21 protein-coding genes are annotated in these 17,727 nt (G+C 34.2%); 7 read left to right on the top strand and 14 right to left on the bottom strand.

Going from position 1 to position 17,727, the window contains the following annotated elements; all coding sequences use genetic code 11:
* Window positions 1–174 precede the first annotated feature (174 nt).
* Complete coding sequence (locus tag AA089_RS06915; protein WP_046756197.1) at window positions 175–771, top strand: class I SAM-dependent methyltransferase; 597 nt, start codon at window positions 175–177, stop codon at window positions 769–771.
* Window positions 772–774: 3 nt separating this feature from the next.
* Here AA089_RS06915 and AA089_RS06910 read toward each other — a convergent pair whose 3' ends face one another.
* From AA089_RS06910 to AA089_RS06895, 4 genes are all read right to left on the bottom strand, one after another.
* Window positions 775–1,119 (bottom strand): rhodanese-like domain-containing protein, encoded by a 345-nt coding sequence (locus tag AA089_RS06910; RefSeq protein WP_173427052.1) that lies wholly within the window; start codon window positions 1,117–1,119, stop codon window positions 775–777.
* 126 nt (window positions 1,120–1,245) lie between these two features.
* Entirely contained in the window at window positions 1,246–2,652 is a 1,407-nt protein-coding gene (locus tag AA089_RS06905; RefSeq protein ID WP_046756196.1) for an MBL fold metallo-hydrolase, read from the bottom strand.
* Between the two features lie 94 nt (window positions 2,653–2,746).
* Window positions 2,747–3,544: a sulfite exporter TauE/SafE family protein gene (locus tag AA089_RS06900; RefSeq protein WP_046756248.1), complete on the bottom strand. Its 798-nt coding sequence runs from the start codon at window positions 3,542–3,544 to the stop codon at window positions 2,747–2,749.
* A 71-nt stretch (window positions 3,545–3,615) separates the two neighbouring features.
* Window positions 3,616–4,251 carry a Crp/Fnr family transcriptional regulator gene (locus AA089_RS06895; RefSeq protein WP_046756247.1) on the bottom strand — a complete coding sequence of 212 codons (636 nt, stop codon included), beginning with the start codon at window positions 4,249–4,251 and terminating at the stop codon, window positions 3,616–3,618.
* A gap of 162 nt (window positions 4,252–4,413) precedes the next feature.
* Here AA089_RS06895 and AA089_RS06890 point away from each other — a divergent pair, with 162 nt between their 5' ends.
* Window positions 4,414–4,953, top strand: a complete 540-nt coding sequence (locus AA089_RS06890; RefSeq protein ID WP_046756195.1) for a hypothetical protein — start codon at window positions 4,414–4,416, stop codon at window positions 4,951–4,953.
* 28 nt (window positions 4,954–4,981) lie between these two features.
* On the opposite strand, the gene AA089_RS24645 is transcribed toward AA089_RS06890, so the two are convergent.
* The 7 genes from AA089_RS24645 to AA089_RS06860 form a co-directional block, all read right to left on the bottom strand.
* Window positions 4,982–5,119: a hypothetical protein gene (locus tag AA089_RS24645; RefSeq protein ID WP_156168933.1), complete on the bottom strand. Its 138-nt coding sequence runs from the start codon at window positions 5,117–5,119 to the stop codon at window positions 4,982–4,984.
* 142 nt (window positions 5,120–5,261) lie between these two features.
* Entirely contained in the window at window positions 5,262–5,423 is a 162-nt protein-coding gene (locus AA089_RS24640) for a Lacal_2735 family protein (RefSeq protein WP_046756194.1), read from the bottom strand.
* Between the two features lie 173 nt (window positions 5,424–5,596).
* Complete coding sequence (locus AA089_RS06880) at window positions 5,597–6,223, bottom strand: carbonic anhydrase family protein (protein WP_046756193.1); 627 nt, start codon at window positions 6,221–6,223, stop codon at window positions 5,597–5,599.
* Window positions 6,224–6,284: 61 nt separating this feature from the next.
* On the bottom strand, window positions 6,285–7,112 hold the full coding sequence (locus AA089_RS06875; protein ID WP_046756192.1) for a universal stress protein: 828 nt from the start codon (window positions 7,110–7,112) through the stop codon (window positions 6,285–6,287).
* Window positions 7,113–7,139: 27 nt separating this feature from the next.
* Entirely contained in the window at window positions 7,140–8,735 is a 1,596-nt protein-coding gene (locus tag AA089_RS06870; protein ID WP_046756191.1) for a SulP family inorganic anion transporter, read from the bottom strand.
* Between the two features lie 177 nt (window positions 8,736–8,912).
* Window positions 8,913–9,242 carry a hypothetical protein gene (locus AA089_RS06865; protein ID WP_046756190.1) on the bottom strand — a complete coding sequence of 110 codons (330 nt, stop codon included), beginning with the start codon at window positions 9,240–9,242 and terminating at the stop codon, window positions 8,913–8,915.
* Window positions 9,242–9,913, bottom strand: a complete 672-nt coding sequence (locus AA089_RS06860) for a TetR/AcrR family transcriptional regulator (protein ID WP_046756246.1) — start codon at window positions 9,911–9,913, stop codon at window positions 9,242–9,244. Before AA089_RS06860 ends, AA089_RS06865 begins: the two co-directional genes overlap by 1 nt.
* A 232-nt stretch (window positions 9,914–10,145) precedes the next feature.
* Here AA089_RS06860 and era point away from each other — a divergent pair, with 232 nt between their 5' ends.
* Together era and AA089_RS06850 are read left to right on the top strand one after the other, a co-directional pair.
* Window positions 10,146–11,030: a GTPase Era gene (gene era, locus AA089_RS06855; RefSeq protein WP_046756245.1), complete on the top strand. Its 885-nt coding sequence runs from the start codon at window positions 10,146–10,148 to the stop codon at window positions 11,028–11,030.
* Between the two features lie 6 nt (window positions 11,031–11,036).
* Entirely contained in the window at window positions 11,037–12,530 is a 1,494-nt protein-coding gene (locus AA089_RS06850; protein WP_046756189.1) for a choice-of-anchor I family protein, read from the top strand.
* A 651-nt stretch (window positions 12,531–13,181) separates the two neighbouring features.
* On the opposite strand, the gene AA089_RS06845 is transcribed toward AA089_RS06850, so the two are convergent.
* Window positions 13,182–13,676, bottom strand: coding sequence for a hypothetical protein (locus tag AA089_RS06845; protein WP_046756188.1), 495 nt, complete (start codon window positions 13,674–13,676; stop codon window positions 13,182–13,184).
* Between the two features lie 157 nt (window positions 13,677–13,833).
* Here AA089_RS06845 and AA089_RS06840 point away from each other — a divergent pair, with 157 nt between their 5' ends.
* The 3 genes from AA089_RS06840 to AA089_RS06830 all read left to right on the top strand — a co-directional run bounded on the left by AA089_RS06840 (window position 13,834) and on the right by AA089_RS06830 (window position 16,540).
* Window positions 13,834–14,487 (top strand): hypothetical protein, encoded by a 654-nt coding sequence (locus tag AA089_RS06840; protein ID WP_046756187.1) that lies wholly within the window; start codon window positions 13,834–13,836, stop codon window positions 14,485–14,487.
* Window positions 14,488–14,647: 160 nt separating this feature from the next.
* On the top strand, window positions 14,648–15,952 hold the full coding sequence (gene der, locus AA089_RS06835; protein ID WP_046756186.1) for a ribosome biogenesis GTPase Der: 1,305 nt from the start codon (window positions 14,648–14,650) through the stop codon (window positions 15,950–15,952).
* A complete protein-coding gene (locus tag AA089_RS06830) occupies window positions 15,953–16,540 on the top strand; it encodes a hypothetical protein (protein ID WP_046756185.1) in 588 nt (195 codons plus the stop codon).
* A gap of 8 nt (window positions 16,541–16,548) precedes the next feature.
* Here the strand turns inward: AA089_RS06830 and AA089_RS06825 are convergent, their stop codons facing one another.
* Both AA089_RS06825 and AA089_RS06820 read right to left on the bottom strand, forming a co-directional pair.
* Window positions 16,549–17,301, bottom strand: coding sequence for a GNAT family N-acetyltransferase (locus AA089_RS06825; protein ID WP_046756184.1), 753 nt, complete (start codon window positions 17,299–17,301; stop codon window positions 16,549–16,551).
* Between the two features lie 172 nt (window positions 17,302–17,473).
* Window positions 17,474–17,701: a hypothetical protein gene (locus AA089_RS06820; RefSeq protein ID WP_046756183.1), complete on the bottom strand. Its 228-nt coding sequence runs from the start codon at window positions 17,699–17,701 to the stop codon at window positions 17,474–17,476.
* Between the last annotated feature and the right edge of the window lie 26 nt (window positions 17,702–17,727).

The raw sequence follows: 17,727 nt of genomic DNA, 5'->3' as shown, positions 1-17,727 counted from the left end.
AATTTTGAACAAAAAAAAGAAAATTAGCTGACCTAGAAAGTAACTTTAGTTACAAAGCATGAAATAGTAGATGAAAAGTAAATTTTCTATATATATCATGTTTTATACAACACAACTTTTTGTATTCTTTTTGTTGAAGTAAAAAATACTATCTTGGTGTAAATATTTAAAGATTTGAAACAACATATTATAACTGAAATTTTAGGAAATACAGATATTTATTTGATCGACCAAATTTTAAAAGGTCGCTATCAAACCAATGAAGTTATTCTTGATGCGGGCTGTGGAAGCGGACGAAATTTGCACTATTTTCACGAAAGTGGTTTCACGATCTATGCCGTTGATTCAAACGAAGAACATATTCTGAATCTTCAAAATCGATATCCTGAATTCTCTTCAAATTTTACCGTTGAATCTTTAGAAAAACTATCATTTTCAGACAATACATTTGATCATATTTTGTGTAATGCTGTGTTGCATTTCGCGCAAAGCGAGACACATTTTAAAAATATGTTTTCCGAATTGGTTCGCGTGTTAAAAAAAGGAGGAAGCTTATTTATTAGAATGACTTCAGATATTGGCATAGAAGGAAAATCAACACATTTGCAAAATGGCGTGTACTTTTTACCAGATGAATCCGAACGTTTTTTACTAACCCGAAAATTAGTCAACGAAATGCTTTCTACTCATCAACTTTCGCTGTTAGAAAACATAAAAAGCACCAACGTTCATGATGTTCGTAGCATGACAACGTTGGTGCTGATGAAGTAAATTTTATTTCCAAGCTTTAAAGCCACCTTTTAAATCATATATTTTTTTGAATCCGATTTCAACAAGTTTTTTGGCAGCGCGTTGACTTCTATTTCCTGATCGACAATACAAATACAACGGTTTTTCTCGGTTGAAACCAGCAAAATTTTCATTAAAATTAGCACGATCAAAAAAGTCTATATTTACAGCATTTTCAATATGTCCGCTTCTATATTCTAGTGTTGTGCGGACATCGACCAATTGCACTTTTTCTTTCGAAATTGCATCTTTAAAAGTTGCTGCATTTAAAATTTCAATAGTATCTGAAGATTTGGTTTTCGTACCCAATAAAGAGTTAATAAAAGACATATATTTAGATTTAGGGGATAATCTTATGGACAAAGATAATAATATACCACAGTATACACGGTAACTTTGGTCACAGAATCCAGTTTTGAGTTCTACGAAGCTATAAACTTCATAGAACTCATGTGTTTATAAAGTTGTTGGACACACAAAGTTTGAAACAGGAATTTCTGTTTGTTTTATGGCTTTAAATCCGCCTTCTACATTAATTACGTTGTGAATGCCTCTGCTTTTTAAAATAGAAGCCGCAATGACACTTCTGTATCCGCCAGCACAATGCATATAAAATGGTTTGTCTTTTGGAAATGCTGCCAAATATTTATTGATATAATCTAACGGTGTATTTTCTGCATTCAGCATATGTTCTGAATTGAATTCACTCTCTTTTCGCACATCAAAAACAGGCAGCTTGTCATGAAAAACATCATGCAATTTTTCGGCTGTAACCGAACTCATCGTATCATATTCTTTTGATGCTTTTTTCCATGCTTCAAATCCACCCTGCAAATACCCAAGTGTATGATCAAAACCAACTCTTGACAAACGAGTAACAGCTTCTTCTTCGCGTCCTTCGGGCGTAACTAATAAAATAGGTTGTTGAATGTCTGCAATCAACGCGCCAACCCAAGGAGCAAAACTTCCGTCTAATCCTATAAATATAGAACGTGGAATGTGTCCTTTTACAAAATCTTTTTGATGACGAACATCTAAGACAATGGCATTAGTTTCATTGGCAATAATTTCAAATTCAGTTGGTAAAAGCGGTTGTGTTCCGCGTTTTAGAATCTCTGAAATATCGGCATAACCTTCTTTGTTGAGTTTTACATTTTCAGGAAAATAATTTGGCGGCGGCACCAAACCATCAGTCACTTCTTTGATAAATTCTTCTCGTGTCATATCTGCGCGTAAAGCGTAATTGACTTTCTTTTGATTTCCAAGCGTATCAATAGTTTCCTTCATCATATTTTTACCACAGGCAGAACCCGCGCCATGTGCAGGATATACAATGACATCATCTGCTAATGGCATGATTTTTTCGCGTAAGCTATCATATAAATGACTTGCCAAATCGTCTACGGTAATTTTACCTGATTTCTGCGCTAAATCTGGTCGTCCAACATCGCCTAAAAATAAAGTATCTCCACTAAAAATAGCATGATCTTTTCCGTTTTCATCACGGAGTAAATACGTGGTACTTTCCATCGTGTGACCTGGCGTATGGATGGCAATAATGGTTATGTTTCCGAGTGCAAATTCTTGATAATCTTCTGCAATAATGGCATCAAATGAAGGATTTGCATTGGGTCCAAATACAATGGGAGCGCCAGTTCGTTTTGCTAGTGTCACATGTCCGCTCACAAAATCTGCATGAAAATGCGTTTCAAAAATGTATTTAATTTTCGCAGTATTCTCTACGGCTTTGTCAATGTAAGGTTGTACTTCTCGTAACGGATCAATGATGGCAACTTCGCCATTGCTTTCTATATAATAAGCGCCTTGCGCCAAACAGCCTGTATATATTTGTTCTATGTTCATACTTCGTATTTTTTTGATTACGAGTATAAAATTAAGCGCTAAGTGTAAGATTTACAGTAACTAAAGTTACAGAGCGTTTTATTTTTTGTAAAATTTATTGTTTTACGAAAAATTCCATGTAAAAGATGAAGATTGCCATGACAAAGATGAAATAGCCAAATCCTTTTTTTAGTTTTTTGCCGTCAATGAAGTTACCCAAGTAGCTTCCGATAAAGATTCCGACAAGTGAAATACTTGTAAAAATTGCTAGAAACTGCCAATCGATTTCCATGGTCAATGCGTCTCCTAAAAAGAAACCTAATAAAGACTTAAATGCAATGATAATGAGTGAAGTTCCAACGGCAACTTTCATGTCTACATTTGCCAATAAAACTAAGGCAGGAATTATTAAGAAACCACCGCCAGCGCCAATCATACCTGTAATGGCTCCAACGACTAAGCCTTCAATTAGTATTAAAGGATAGTTATATGAAACGTTACCTGAAGACGCTTTTTCTTTGCGTTCTTTTAACATGGAGAATGCTGCTGGAAACATCAATACAGCAAATAAACCGAACATGCCCATTCTGCGTGTAAATTCAAAATCTCCCAGCGTGAATAAAACGTTTGGTAATGCAGGAATAACGTAATAGCGAACCATCGTGACACCAACGATTGCCGGAATTCCGAAAACAATTGCTGTACGCCAGTCAACAAATCCTTTAAAATGTTGTTTTAGTCCACCAACAAGCGCACTTGTTCCTACAATAAAAAGGGAATATGCGGTCGCAATTTTTTCATTAACTGCGAAAAGATAGGCGAGTACAGGAACTGCTAAAATAGAGCCGCCGCCACCGATGAGTCCTAGCGAAATTCCAATAATCAAAGCACTAACATAGCCGAGTATTTCCATGGTTGTATAAATATTTGTCAGTGCAAAAATATTGAGCATGCAATGATCTCGCAGTAACCTAAGTTACATATTCAGGCTAAATTTATGATTTTAATATGATTTCTGTGTAATTCTATATGTCCCATTTGTTCTAATTTCTTCAAGAGTCTTGATATGACAACTCTGGAACTGTGCAAATCGTACGCTATTTCTTGATGTGTATTGTGAATAGTATTCGTTTTATTGACACGAACTTTTTCTTTTAAATAGTCCACCAAACGTTTGTCCATTTTGTCAAAAGCTACACTATCAAGAATGTGCAACACTTCATTTAAGCGTGTATGATAGCTTTGAAACACGAAATTTCGCCACGATTTGTACTTGGCTGTCCATTCTTCCATTTTTTGCACAGGCACCATTATTAATGTTGTGTCGCGTTCGGCAACGGCTTTTATTTCACTTTTGGCATGTCCCATACAGCAATTCATTGTCATTGAGCAGGTTTCGCCACTTTCTAAATAGTACAGTAATAATTCGTCGCCTTCATTGTCTTCACGCAGTACTTTGATGGCTCCTGAAATTAGCAATGGCATTCCACGGACATAATCGCCAATCGCCATCATGGTAAAACCCGCAGGCACTTCTTTAAATGTACCTACTTGTGCAATTTCATTGAGTAAATCTTCTTCAAACAGCTGTCCGTAATTGTCTTTGAGTTCTTGAATCATAAGTATGTCTGTGTACGACATTAACGTTTTCTACTTTTTCAAAGTAAAAAAGTATTGTCAATACAAAGTTATCGTTTTTTGTAAAAGGACTCAGTAACAAAGGTTACATTATTAATTTGTACGAAATATCTTTTATGTATATTTAAGTAAAACAAATATGTCATGAGCAAGTTTGAAATACCAAAAGAAAATTGGAAATCAATTTCTATAGATTCCGCTTTATTTATTTTAAATGAAAGTAAAGATTATATTGATTATACTTTGAAAGAGTCTGAACATATTACAAGTAGGTCATTTTCTCTAGTTCTAATTCTTATCTCACTATTATCAGCAATAGTAGGATATACTTATGGGAAAATTGTAGACAGTGAATTGGCCAATTTAATTATTGTGAATTGTGTTTTTATAATAACGATAGTTTTTTTGCTGATTCGTTTGTTCATGATTGTATTTCCTAAGAAGATGATTGTTAAAGGAAGAATACCTAAAGAACTTGCACAAAAACATATATTAATTACTCCAAAATTAACTGCACAAGAAAATTATCTAATGCTCATTATACAAGAGATAGAAAACTCTCAGCATAAAATAAATTTTAACCTTAAGCAGAATAAAAGTAGAAGAGATCGGATGAAATTTGTAATGTATACACTCATTATTCTATTACCAATTTACTTAGTAGCAGCTTTTTTTTCGATTTAAAGAGTAATTGTGTTTGACGATTTTTTTGCTAAACTTCTTCCTCTTCTTCGGACTGTTTTTCAGAAGGAAGTATAGGTGATTCTGCTGGACTTTTGGAAGTTTCAGAAGTTCCACTTCTAGTAAAGTTTGAAAAATCATCTTCATCATCAAAATGTGTATAACTCATGGTTTAGCTAGGTTAATTTCTTACATAAATATATTGAAAAATATGTTTTGTGCAAAATTCTTAATTCTAATTCATGAAAGTTTGTATACACTTTGCCGATAACGATAAAAGTATAAAGTCAAGTGATGAATGCTAAAACCTTCTACAACGCTTCAATTTTCTTCATAATTTCTTCCGCTTCAGCCGTTTTTTGATCGCTCAATTTTCTGTTTGATGTAGATAGATTGAAAGCTTCTTGCGTCAATTTTTCATACGTTTCGTAGAGTTTTTCTTTTTCTGATTTCTTTTTAAATAATCCGAACATAGTTTTTTTCTTTTTCTTAATTTTTTATAGCCATGTAAAGATACGACTTAAAAAAGATGTTTACTAATGATTTACAACTAGAAAAGCTACAACTTTCATCACAGAAGTTGTAGCTTTTGATACTAAAAAACGAGCTAACGATTTTTAATCTATGTTGTAATGGAATTTAGGTATTAGTAAAATGTTACTTTCCCATTGTTGATATCGTACATTCCGCCTACAATTTTAATGTCTCCATCTTCTTCAAGTCGTTTTAAAACTTCACTTTGTTTGCGAATATTATCAATAGTCATTTCTACGTTTTTAGCAGCTACATTGTTTACAAATTCAATATTTTTTGAATTTCGTAAACTTTCATCTGTAGGTTCTGTTACCGCATCTACAGCAGGTTCAATTTTGTTGATTAAAGCTGTCAAGTTTCCAAGTCGAGCATGATCGCAAGCACCTTTTACAGCTCCGCAAGCAGTATGTCCAAGAACCACTACTAATTTTGTTCCTGCAAGTTTACAAGCAAATTCCATACTTCCTAAAATGTCTTCATTGACAAAGTTTCCAGCAATACGAACACTAAATATATCTCCAATTCCTTGGTCAAAAATTAATTCTGAAGATACTCTAGAGTCAATACAACTCAATACTGTTGCAAACGGATATTGCCCAGTACTAGTATCTGAAACCTGATCTAATAAATCACGTGTAACTTGTGTGTTTTTTACAAACCTTTCGTTTCCGTCTTTTAGTGCTTGCAAAGACGAATCAGGCGTCATGATAGCTTGTGTTTCTTTTGTTTGTGCTTTCATATAGCTTTGTTTAATTCTAGTTTTTTTGTTATTAATATTTATAGTTAATGTGTACCGTTTGTTATTGTAATTGTATAGTTGATGAATTCTTTACAATCAAAATTGGTACATTTATTTTATGAATGGCTTCTTTTATATTTGAGGTAATATTTTTGAAGCGTGAATTTTTCTTTGCATGTCTATTTACACACAATAATCCAATATTATTTTTGGAAACATAGGTTGCAACATTATCTATGGCGTTCGAACTATTTTCAAACTCGAAAGTTATCACGTTTTCTGCTTTTGATACTGTTTCAGGTGTGTTTTCTTCTGAAGCATTGCGTACAAAAAACTGTCGAATCGGTTTTTTAATACGTCTTCGCAATGCTGTTGTAATACCTTGCGGTAAATCTGCCGTAGTCGTGTTTAGCAAGCCAAGTGACATGGTTTCTGTGGTACGTATTGCAGTATTTTTGCCTGAAATTAGTACAGAACCATTAAAATTCTTCAAGATAAATTTTGTAAAACTATCTCCTAAAAAGTTAAAAATTCTTGGCGGACGTTTTCCCAATACAATAATATCTGGTTTTGCATTTTCAATTTCTTCGAGCACTTCACTTTTCAAGTTTCCCAAACGAAAACTAGCTTGTATTTGTATGTTTTCTCGTTTTGAAATCTCTCGAACCAACGTTTTTAACTTATTTTTTGTGTTGTAGCGTTCTTCATCAATAGTTCGCATCGCTGAATATTGATTTTCATATTCGGCAATATCAGAAGGTTTCAATACATGAAAAACGTCAATACTTCCGTTGATAATCTTGGCAAGATTTACAGCGTTATCTAAGGCTTTTGCAGCCGATTTAGATAGATCGGTTAAAACAAGTAATTTAAATGTTGGGTTGTTCATAATGCTAAATTTTAATGGTTAAAAATCTTAGGCACTTTTTGGTCTGAGTTGAAAAAACTCAATAAAACTCTTTGGGTTTTCTACAGTTCCGCGTTCAGAAATTAACTTAATGTCAATGTTTCTGTTACGTGCTTTTTCTGAGAAGTCTTCCAGTATTTCAATAATATCATTGTCCAAGAAACGTGTTTTACGCACATCCAATTCTAAGAAAGTATCTCTTGGTAAGTTGTCTAATTCTTTTAAAATAGCACCTTTATTGAAGAAGGTTACTTCTTCAGCAAGCGTCATTTTTATTTTATGTTTTCCGTTACTTTTATCTTCAATATGCAAGAAGTGTGAATTTTGGAAACTTTTAATTAAAATTACTATAATTCCAACGGCAAGACCTAATCCAATTCCCCATAATAAATCGATAAATACAATTCCTAAAATCGTAACCATGAACGGAACAAATTGTTTCCATCCTGCTAGGAACATCTTTTTAAATACGGTTGGTTTTGCCAATTTGTATCCTACAATTAGTAATACTGCTGCCAATACTGAAAGTGGAATCATGTTTAGTAATGTCGGAATTAAAACCACAGAAATCAATAATAAGAAACCGTGAATAATAGCCGCCATTTTTGTTTTTCCACCTGATTGAATGTTGGCAGAACTTCTTACAATTACCTGTGTAATTGGCAATCCACCAATTAATCCAGAAAGAATATTTCCTGTTCCTTGTGCTAATAATTCTTTGTTTGTCGGTGTTACACGTTTCATTGGATCTAATTTATCCGTTGCTTCTACACATAACAAAGTTTCCAAACTGGCTACAACTGCTATGGTAACACCTGTTATCCAAATGGCAGGATCTTTAATGGCGCCAAAATTCGGGAAACTGAATTGTCCTAGAAAAGAATCAAAACTGTCTGGAACTGGTACTTTTACCAAATGCTCCGCAGAAATTCCGAAGGTATCATTCCCTTTTGTAACTGCGAAATAGATAATTCCTAAAGCTACAGCAACCAGCGGTCCTTGAATTAACTTAAATATTTTTCCTTTTTTAGATAAAACAGTATTCCAAAGAATTAAAACAGCTAAACCAACAATGGCAATAATAGTTGCGCCAGGACTGATATAATTTATAGTATTAAAAATTTCGGAAAATGTATTCTCTCCGTCTACTTGTAAAAAAGCAAAATCACCTTCTGGATCTGCGTCGTATCCGAAAAAGTGTGGAATTTGTTTTAAAATAATAATGATACCGATTCCTGTGAGCATTCCTTTAATTACGGAAGATGGGAAGAAATACCCAATGATTCCGAAGCGCAAAACGCCAAATATAATTTGAATGACACCACCAATAACGACGGCAACTAAGAAGTTTTCATAACCGCCAAGTGTAGTAATTGCGGTTAATACGATTACGGCCAAACCTGCGGCTGGTCCACTGACACCAACTTGCGATCCGCTAAATGCTCCAACGACAATTCCACCAATAATTCCAGCAATTAAACCTGAAAAAAGTGGTGCGCCACTGGCTAAGGCTATCCCTAAACAGAGTGGAAGTGCAACGAAGAAAACGACAATACTTGCGGGGATATCCGACTTAAAATTTTTGAATGGGTTCGAACTATTCATGATAGTAAAAATGTTTTTTTGAACTGAAATGACAACTCACAGTTTGTGTAATTTCAATTCGATGTTAGCTAATTTTGTTTGATATTATATGTAAAGAAAAATTCTCCGATAGTGTGATGAGTGGAAAATAATCCTTCACGTGCAGAGTGATGAGGCACGTGTATGGTGAGTTGTATTTTAAATAAATTCTGGAGGCGGAATCAAAATTTCAATGCTCAAAGAAGCATCTACTTGTAATCTGTAAAAAGGCGTTGTATGTTTGGAAAGATCCGAGTTTGCCACCATAAAATGAGTTGCATACGGTCTAACTTTTTCGTCTTCTTCAATAGTATCTTCGGTTTCTTCCTTATCCGTATCATCTTCCCAATCCATGTCAACCAATTCATAATTAACATCAGAAAATGATGAAAATGCTTGCGATATCGGCTGTAAAATCATCACAATAAGTACCAAGGCAAACGAAATTTGCTTTAGCATTTGGAATGTATGTGAATCTTTATACTGCATTATTTTTTCAATACTTTAAAAACTAAATCCGTGTAAAATTTTACAATCGTATCTCTACCTTCTTTTACATCTGTTAACGATGGTAAATGTTCTGAAAAATAGCGTTGTTTGTGTGCGCCTTCAATAACTGTTGAAATGAGCATGTGAGGAAATTCAAAACTTGAATCAATTTCTGTCACAATATTGCTTACACGTTGTACAACACGTTTATATACTTTATAATAACCTTTCTCATTTTCTAAATCTACATCTTTGGTATGATACGCTTTAGAAGATTCGGCAATGATAATTCTATTTAAAATCACTTCGTTGATGTATGAAAATGAATTGTCAACATCTACTTTACGAGTCAAAATATTAATGGCTGCAGAAAGTTTTTCTTCTTTCGATTGTACATTAGCGGTTGCAAAAACCAACTTATATTCAACCCAACTCCAATACCAGCAATTCAAATATAATAAAAGCATGTGTTTGCTTTCAAAATAGCGATAAATAGAACTTTCGTTAGAACCAATTGACTGTCCTAACTTTTTGAACGTAAACGATTCAAATCCTAATTCATCAATCATTTCTATACTACGTGATACAATCTTTTTTCCTAATTCCGAAGACTCCGGATTTTTGGTGTAAAGTTCCTCACTAATAACAATATGTATTTGTAGCTCCTCCATACGAATCATAACAAATATAATAGTATTACTATTAAAAAATAAAAGTTTAACTGTTTTTTTTCAAAAAAATGTACTAGTCGCAGTGAGTAATACTTTGAAAAGCCCGAAAATACAGTTGTTTTAAAATGGTTAAGCGTATTTATATTCTGAAATAATACGTATTTTTGTCCACGAATGACAAGCGTATGTAGTGCAATAGTGCAAATTGATACGTTTGATGACCATAAAATACATGACACATAAAGCAGGATTTGTAAATATTATCGGAAACCCAAATGTTGGGAAATCAACATTAATGAACGCCTTTATCGGAGAAAAACTCTCGATCATCACGTCGAAAGCACAAACAACACGCCACCGAATTTTAGGAATTGTCAATGGAGACGACTTTCAAGTTATTTTGTCGGATACGCCAGGAATTATAAAACCAGCGTACGAATTGCAATCATCAATGATGGATTTTGTAAAATCGGCTTTTGAAGATGCAGATGTATTGATTTACATGGTTGAAATTGGCGAAAAGAGTCTAAAAGATGAAGCATTTTTTAAAAAAATCATCAACTCTGAAATTCCAGTATTGTTACTGTTGAATAAAATTGATAAATCTTCACAAGAAGAACTTGAAGAACAAATGGAATTGTGGCGCGAAAAAGTGCCAACCGCAGAAATATATCCAATTTCCGCTTTGGAAAACTTCAATGTTCCACAAGTATTTGCAAGAATTATAGAACTGTTACCAGCTTCGCCAGCATTTTATCCAAAAGATCAATTGACGGATAAACCCGAACGATTTTTTGTCAATGAAGCCATTCGTGAGAAAATATTAGTCAACTACAAAAAAGAAATTCCATACGCGGTAGAAGTAGAAACTGAAGAATTTTTTGAAGAAGAAAACATCATCCGTATTCGTTCGGTTATTATGGTTGAGCGTGAAACACAAAAAGGAATTATTATTGGACACAAAGGAAATGCGTTAAAAACCGTAGGAATTCAGGCGCGTAAAGACTTAGAGCAGTTTTTTGGAAAGCAAATTCATATTGAATTGTATGTAAAAGTTAATAAAAATTGGCGCAGCAATGCAAAGCAATTACGTCGTTTTGGGTATAATAATAAGTAATTACATATGCGTAACGTATTTGGTCTGTTTTTTACACTTTTGATACTTGGTTGTTCTTCAAAACCTTCAAAAGAGACGACTGAAAATATTCAGGTAACACATATCAATACAATTAAAGTTGGCGATATGAATGCTGTTGAAATTAGCGCTTATTGTGCCAAAACAAAGCGTTTATTTACCGCAAGTACATTGTTTGATGCGGTTTTAGTCTACGATATTTCAAACGTACATCAACCTAAAAAAGTAAAGGAAATAAGCATTACACCGTATGGCGGAAATGTAAATAGTGTAGCAGTTTCTCATGGTAAATTGGCAATGGCAATTGAAAATACCAAGCGTCAAGAAAACGGAACAGTTGCTATATTCGATACAGAGAACTTAGTAGAAATTACAACTTACGCCACAGGTGCGTTGCCCGATATGGTTGATTTTTCATCCAATGGAACTTACATTCTAACGGCAAATGAAGGCGAACCAAATGATTCATATGAAATAGATCCGAAAGGTTCCGTAACAATTTTTAATACAAAAAATGATTCGGTAACGACGGTAGAATTTGAAGTGGATGATGCACAACTGAAAGCTTTGAAAGCAAAAGGAATGCGAAGTTTTGGTAAAAATACCAATTTTTCAAAAGATGTAGAACCAGAATACCTTACAATTTCCAAAGACGAAAAAATAGCTTGGGTAGTTTTGCAAGAAAATAATGCGATTGCCGAAATTGATATTGCAACTGCAAAAATCAATAACATATTTCCATTAGGTGTAAAAGATGTAAGTTTGGCTAAAAATGCTTTTGATGTAAGTGATCAAGATGGGAAAATACAATTCAATACTTGGGCACATTTGAAAGCTTTCTACTTGCCAGATGCTATTACTCATGTCACTATAAAAGATGTAACTTATTTAATTACGGCAAACGAAGGCGATTCAAGAGATTATGTAGGGTTTTCCGAAGAAGTACGCGTTTCAGAAATACAACTCGATTCAACCGTATTTCCAAATGCAAAAAAATTACAACAAAAAGAACAATTAGGCAGACTCAAAATTACAACTACTCGTGGCGATATCGATACTGATGGCGATTATGATGAATTGTATGCTTTTGGCGGACGTTCATTTTCGATCTGGGAAACCAATGGAAATTTAGTGTATGATAGTGGAAATGATATTGCCAAGCAGACACAAGTCAATCCGAAAACATTCAATCAAAATGATACACGAAGTGACGACAAAGGCGCTGAACCTGAAGCATTGGCGACTTTGCAGTTCCATGGAAAAACCTTGCTTTTTGTTGGTTTAGAGCGTACAAGTGGCGTATTGTTGTATGACATTTCCAATCCTAAACAACCAATTTTTCTGGAGTGGATCAATCATAAAGGCGACATTTCTCCAGAAGGATTATTTGTAATTCCAGCAAATGAAAGTCCAACAGGCGAAAACATCTTAGTCGTTTCAAACGAAATCAGCGGAACGATCAGCTTGTTTGAAGTAAAGTAGTGTAGTTCATCTTCAACTATAAAATAGTGTCCCTTCGAGCGCAGTCGAGAAGCTAAAAAGCGATAAATTTTCTAGCGTTTACTAAAATCTCCACTGCTAGCGCGAGTTTATAACTCGTGCCTTAACAATAGTACTTTAGATATAGAAACTGTCATGTTACACTTTTACGCTGAGTAAAAACCGAAGTGTGATTCAATATCCCACAAGAAAAACTATTCTAGTTTGTATGTCTTCACGAGTTATAAACTCGCGCTAGCATTTGGGTCAAATCATTGGTATCTATTCGCATGACTTAAAATAAGTATTTTTGTCAACGAATTACTTAACCTTTACAACTTCGAGCGCAGTCGAGAAGCTAAAAAGCGATAAATTTTTAAGTGTTTGCTAAAATCTTCACTGCTAACGCGAGTTTATAACTCGTGCCTTAACAATAGAAACCGTCATGTTACACTTTTACGCTGAGTAAAAACCGAAGTGTGATTCAATATCTTACAAGAAAAACTATTCTAGTTTGCATGTCTTCACGAGTTGCAAACTCGCGCTAGCATTTGGGAAATAATTATGTATTTGAAGATCATCAAGTGTAGTAGAACAATCAGTATAACTTTATGATATTTAAAAAATATTCTTCTGAATAATTTACAATGCAAATCACATAACAATCGTAGCATTCAAAAATTGATACAATTCAATCATTTCAGGTTTTCCCGTAGCTTTTCCCATGCGACCACCAATATACAACACAAACCAGACAAAAACCATAAAAATCATCAACGCAACTTGAAGCGCATACGTATTTCCCAACACAGCATTGGTATAAGCCCAAATACCAAAACCGATAAACAAACAGACCACTAAAAAGTGAAGAAACATAAAAAATGTCCAAACCGTCGGACTTGGACCAAATAAACCGTGCAACTCACAGTTGTGTTCGTCAATTTCATCTACTTCCACATGCAATTGCGGCGACCAAAAATGCTGTTTATGTTTTGGAATTCGGATAAAAACATGATTGTCTATTCGGGAAACAACAAAATCAGTTTGTGTATTTTTTGAATCTTCCAAACGTTTCAGAATTATTTCGTTATGCTCGGAAAGCGTTCGTTTAAACCGTGGACGTAATATAATTTCTTCACCTAAACTCATTACAGATTACCTTTAAGATCATCAATACTACTATTTTTCAATAAGATATAAACTGATAAATGTCATCATAGCACTTTCAATAAGTTAAAAACGATACACGCTATTTTGTTTTTAAGGAAGATTAATGTAGTTTTAAAAGTGTAAAAAAACGAAGAAATTGATCAAAGACTACAGCAGACCATTAACCGAAGCAGAGAAAAAAAGACTTGCCAAAAAAGTTACGTACATTAAAAAACAACGATCAAAAAATATACAATCTGTCTTAGTGAAAATAGGTGTTTTAATCATATTCGGAGGCATCATATATGCGTTCTATTCTCTTTGGTTGCTCCTTCCAATATTGCTCATTTCTTTCTTTATGATTTGGATGTTATGGATACAACTAAAAGACATACTTAACTATCCGAAAAACAGCAAGAATTTATATACAGTAATGGATTCAGGTATTGTAGAAGTTACAGAAATACACATCGATCGTTGCATGAAAATTAATAATTACAATGACGAAGGAAACCATTTCATTGTTGAGTTTGAAGGTCAATTATCCTTAATTGGTGGACAGGAATTTTTAGGAATTCGAAAACTCAAAAACAAAATAGAATACATTACGATCATGAATGAAGAGCGCACAGGTATATACGATGAGCGCATCAAAAAAACGGGAAATGCTATCGTGCCTTATTACACATTCAAAAAAGGAGTGCCTGAAACACTTTTTAATTCTGAATTATGGGACAATTTGACAAGCGGCGCACCTTTTTCTGGAAAACTGGAAGATCTAGATGAATACATGGTTGTAGATAAAAGCTAATATATAGTGCAAAGTATAGTGGTAATGCTAAGGAAATCAAGTTTTTAAGTATATTTTATGGTAAAATCATTTCAAAAAACCAACTTCCTAAAAGACTTACTCAAAATTACTTTTTACTAATAAACAGAAAACGTACCTTTGCAGGCACAAAAAGAACGAAATGAGTAATATAGTAGCCATAGTTGGACGTCCAAATGTTGGAAAATCAACCTTATTTAATCGAATGATCAAACGTAGAGAAGCGATTGTTGATGCCGTAAGTGGTGTGACCAGAGACAGACACTACGGAAAATCTGATTGGAATGGAAAAGAATTTTCGCTAATTGATACTGGTGGATATGTTATTGGAAGTGATGATGTCTTTGAAGCAGAAATTGACAAACAAGTAGAATTGGCAATTGATGAAGCAGATGCAATTCTTTTTGTAGTAGACGTAGAATCTGGTGTTACAGGAATGGACGAAGAAGTAGCCAACTTACTTCGCAGAGTGAACAAACCTGTATTATTAGTAGTCAACAAAGTAGATGCAGCCAATCGTTTGCATGATGCTACAGAATTCTATTCGTTAGGTTTAGGTGAATATTTCCCAATTGCAAGTATCAACGGAAGTGGAACAGGAGATTTGTTAGATGCGTTGGTAGAAGCGTTGCCAGAAGTGGAAGAAGTAGAAGAAGAAAACTTACCACGTTTTGCCGTTGTAGGACGTCCAAACGCTGGAAAATCATCCTTAATCAATGCCTTAATTGGAGAAGATCGCTACATCGTAACCGATATTGCAGGAACAACACGTGATTCCATTGATACAAAATACAATCGTTTTGGATTTGAATTTAATCTGGTTGATACCGCAGGAATTCGTAGAAAAGCAAAAGTAAAAGAAGATTTAGAATTTTATTCCGTAATGCGATCCATTCGTGCTATAGAACACAGTGATGTATGTTTATTAGTGGTTGATGCAACACGTGGATTCGATTCGCAAGTGCAAAACATATTCTGGTTAGCAGAAAAAAATAACAAAGGTGTTGTCATCTTAGTCAATAAGTGGGATTTAGTAGAAAAAGAAACGTCTACGGTAAAAGAATTTGAAAAGCACATTCGCCAACAAATAGAACCGTTTACAGATGTACCAATTGTATTTATCTCAGCGCTTACGAAGCAACGTATATACAAAGCTATTGAAACGGCTGTACAAGTGTACAAAAACAGATCAAACCGAATTCCGACAAGTAAGCTAAATGACGTTATGCTAGACATCATTGAGCGTACGCCGCCGCCAGCACACAAAGGAAAATACGTAAAAATAAAATTCTGTACACAATTGCCAACATCATATCCGCAATTTGCCTTCTTTGCCAACTTGCCACAATATGTGCGCGATCCGTACAAACGATTTATAGAAAACAAACTCCGAGAAAATTTTGATTTCAATGGAGTGCCAGTAACGGTATATTTCAGAAAAAAATAAATGTCAAAAAAAGGATTTCTCATAACTGTATTCGTCATCAGTCTACTATTAATTGGATTGATGCTTATTGTTGCAGATGTAAGAATGAATTCGTTTTTTGAAGATACAAATACTGAAAAAAAACAAACGCAACCTGTTCTCGAAAACAACAAACAAAAACAATCTGAACTTACGCCAGAAGAGTATCCTGAATCCTTACAACAGTTCAACACGAAAGCAGAAGAATTACTTGCCTACATTGCATTGCTAAAAGAAGATTTCGTTGTAGGCGATAGTTTTGAGGAAATGGACGCTCGGAAAAATGAAATTCTTTTTGATAAAAACACAAATCTATACAGCGCAAAAGGACAGGCATTTATTGAAAAAATAGAAGCGTACGAAAAAAGTCTAGCGGTTGTACATCGTGAATTTCCTAAAACAAAATCAATAATAGCATCACTTCGTGCCACAAAACGAGGCGAAGATTGGCTCATAGAAAACTTCAAAGACTTTCCTGTAATCTCTGTAAATGCAAGCTTAAACAACATGGAAAGCACAATCAGAAGAAAACGGAAAGACGTTACGATGCTCGTAATCACTAAAAACTAAAAACTATTTTACGGTATTAGTTTCTCTAAATGTCGCTCAACTTTCATTTCTAAACTTACCAATTCTCCTTTATAAAAAACGCTATTAATAATCCAAGGAATTGGCATCTTTTGTCCGTCTTCTTGAGTTGCAATATGATGAATAGTCAACGGAATTTTCTTTTTCTTGGCATATTCACGCAGAAGTTGATTTGTATAATAATCGGTAAACGGACAGGTATTTGAGTAATAAGCGGTAATTCCTTCTTTGTCTGGACAAGTTCCCAACTTTGCCGATTTCTTAATACTTGGCAATGTTGCATTAGGATGTAATTTATATCCCCATAATTTAAAAAATGGAGGCGCTTCATCAATAATTTCAAATCCTTGGTATTTCAAGAATTTCGGATCAGACATAAACGGTCGTTTCTTATCGCTCGAAATTGCAATAACGCCATCTATACCATTCTCTTTGGCATCTTTAAGACATTGTTGCAAAAGTTTTTTTCCGTTTCCATGTCCTTTAAACTTTCCTGAAACCCAAAAACAATTGATAACCATAAAGTTTTTCCCAACAAGCGGAAGCCAAGAATGCTCAATGGGAACATATTCAATAAAAACTTTCCCTCGAACCGCTACTTTCTGAAATGTATATCCGTTTTTGAATTCTTTTTTGAGCCAAGCTTTTTTCTTTTCATATCCATTCTTGCATTTTTTATCACTTATGGCGCAACAAATATGTTCATCTTGGATATTTTTCTCCGTTAATTTCAGAATTTCCATTGTTGTATATTTTTTCTAAAATTAGCCTGTAAACCTTTAATTTTCCATGACAATTGTCATCTTAAACCGTATTTCTAGATAATTCATGTATGAGTAGTAAAGCAGAATTACTACAAAACAAAAATCTCAGTGATCTTTGAACCGTACTTTTTCGATCAGGCAAAACAATAGATTACGGATGTGTTGGCGGATCGACCATGCATCTCGTTGGATCTGCACTGCAATTCGCAGGATAATCCACCGTATTTCTACAACCATTCTGCGGTTGCTGCGTTTGGCAATCGTGTGTAGGTTGTTGATTGGTTTCATCATCCAAAGAACTTCCACCAGTTCCACCAGCAATCTTATAACTATTCAACTTGGAAATAGAATGTTTCTTAAATTCGAGTTTTCTTTTCATGTAATTAATATTTTCAAATGTGTATT

The organism is Kordia jejudonensis, from assembly GCF_001005315.1.
GTDB classification, from domain to species: domain Bacteria; phylum Bacteroidota; class Bacteroidia; order Flavobacteriales; family Flavobacteriaceae; genus Kordia; species Kordia jejudonensis.
This window is presented reverse-complemented; position numbering and strand designations above follow the sequence as displayed.

Excerpts from the sequence above, each read along its gene's own strand:
- AA089_RS06825 (WP_046756184.1), bottom strand. The coding sequence starts at position 17,301 with ATGGAAATTCTGAAATTAACGGAGAAAAATATCCAAGATGAACATATT.
- der (WP_046756186.1), top strand. The coding sequence starts at position 14,648 with ATGAGTAATATAGTAGCCATAGTTGGACGTCCAAATGTTGGAAAATCA.
- AA089_RS06880 (WP_046756193.1), bottom strand. The coding sequence starts at position 6,223 with ATGAAAGCACAAACAAAAGAAACACAAGCTATCATGACGCCTGATTCG.
- AA089_RS06895 (WP_046756247.1), bottom strand. The coding sequence starts at position 4,251 with ATGATTCAAGAACTCAAAGACAATTACGGACAGCTGTTTGAAGAAGAT.
- AA089_RS06870 (WP_046756191.1), bottom strand. The coding sequence starts at position 8,735 with ATGAATAGTTCGAACCCATTCAAAAATTTTAAGTCGGATATCCCCGCA.
- AA089_RS06900 (WP_046756248.1), bottom strand. The coding sequence starts at position 3,544 with ATGGAAATACTCGGCTATGTTAGTGCTTTGATTATTGGAATTTCGCTA.
- AA089_RS06850 (WP_046756189.1), top strand. The coding sequence starts at position 11,037 with ATGCGTAACGTATTTGGTCTGTTTTTTACACTTTTGATACTTGGTTGT.
- AA089_RS24645 (WP_156168933.1), bottom strand. The coding sequence starts at position 5,119 with ATGAGTTATACACATTTTGATGATGAAGATGATTTTTCAAACTTTACT.
- AA089_RS06845 (WP_046756188.1), bottom strand. The coding sequence starts at position 13,676 with ATGAGTTTAGGTGAAGAAATTATATTACGTCCACGGTTTAAACGAACG.
- AA089_RS24640 (WP_046756194.1), bottom strand. The coding sequence starts at position 5,423 with ATGTTCGGATTATTTAAAAAGAAATCAGAAAAAGAAAAACTCTACGAA.
- AA089_RS06830 (WP_046756185.1), top strand. The coding sequence starts at position 15,953 with ATGTCAAAAAAAGGATTTCTCATAACTGTATTCGTCATCAGTCTACTA.
- AA089_RS06890 (WP_046756195.1), top strand. The coding sequence starts at position 4,414 with ATGAGCAAGTTTGAAATACCAAAAGAAAATTGGAAATCAATTTCTATA.
- AA089_RS06905 (WP_046756196.1), bottom strand. The coding sequence starts at position 2,652 with ATGAACATAGAACAAATATATACAGGCTGTTTGGCGCAAGGCGCTTAT.
- AA089_RS06865 (WP_046756190.1), bottom strand. The coding sequence starts at position 9,242 with ATGCAGTATAAAGATTCACATACATTCCAAATGCTAAAGCAAATTTCG.
- AA089_RS06910 (WP_173427052.1), bottom strand. The coding sequence starts at position 1,119 with ATGTCTTTTATTAACTCTTTATTGGGTACGAAAACCAAATCTTCAGAT.
- AA089_RS06875 (WP_046756192.1), bottom strand. The coding sequence starts at position 7,112 with ATGAACAACCCAACATTTAAATTACTTGTTTTAACCGATCTATCTAAA.
- AA089_RS06820 (WP_046756183.1), bottom strand. The coding sequence starts at position 17,701 with ATGAAAAGAAAACTCGAATTTAAGAAACATTCTATTTCCAAGTTGAAT.
- era (WP_046756245.1), top strand. The coding sequence starts at position 10,146 with ATGACACATAAAGCAGGATTTGTAAATATTATCGGAAACCCAAATGTT.
- AA089_RS06860 (WP_046756246.1), bottom strand. The coding sequence starts at position 9,913 with ATGGAGGAGCTACAAATACATATTGTTATTAGTGAGGAACTTTACACC.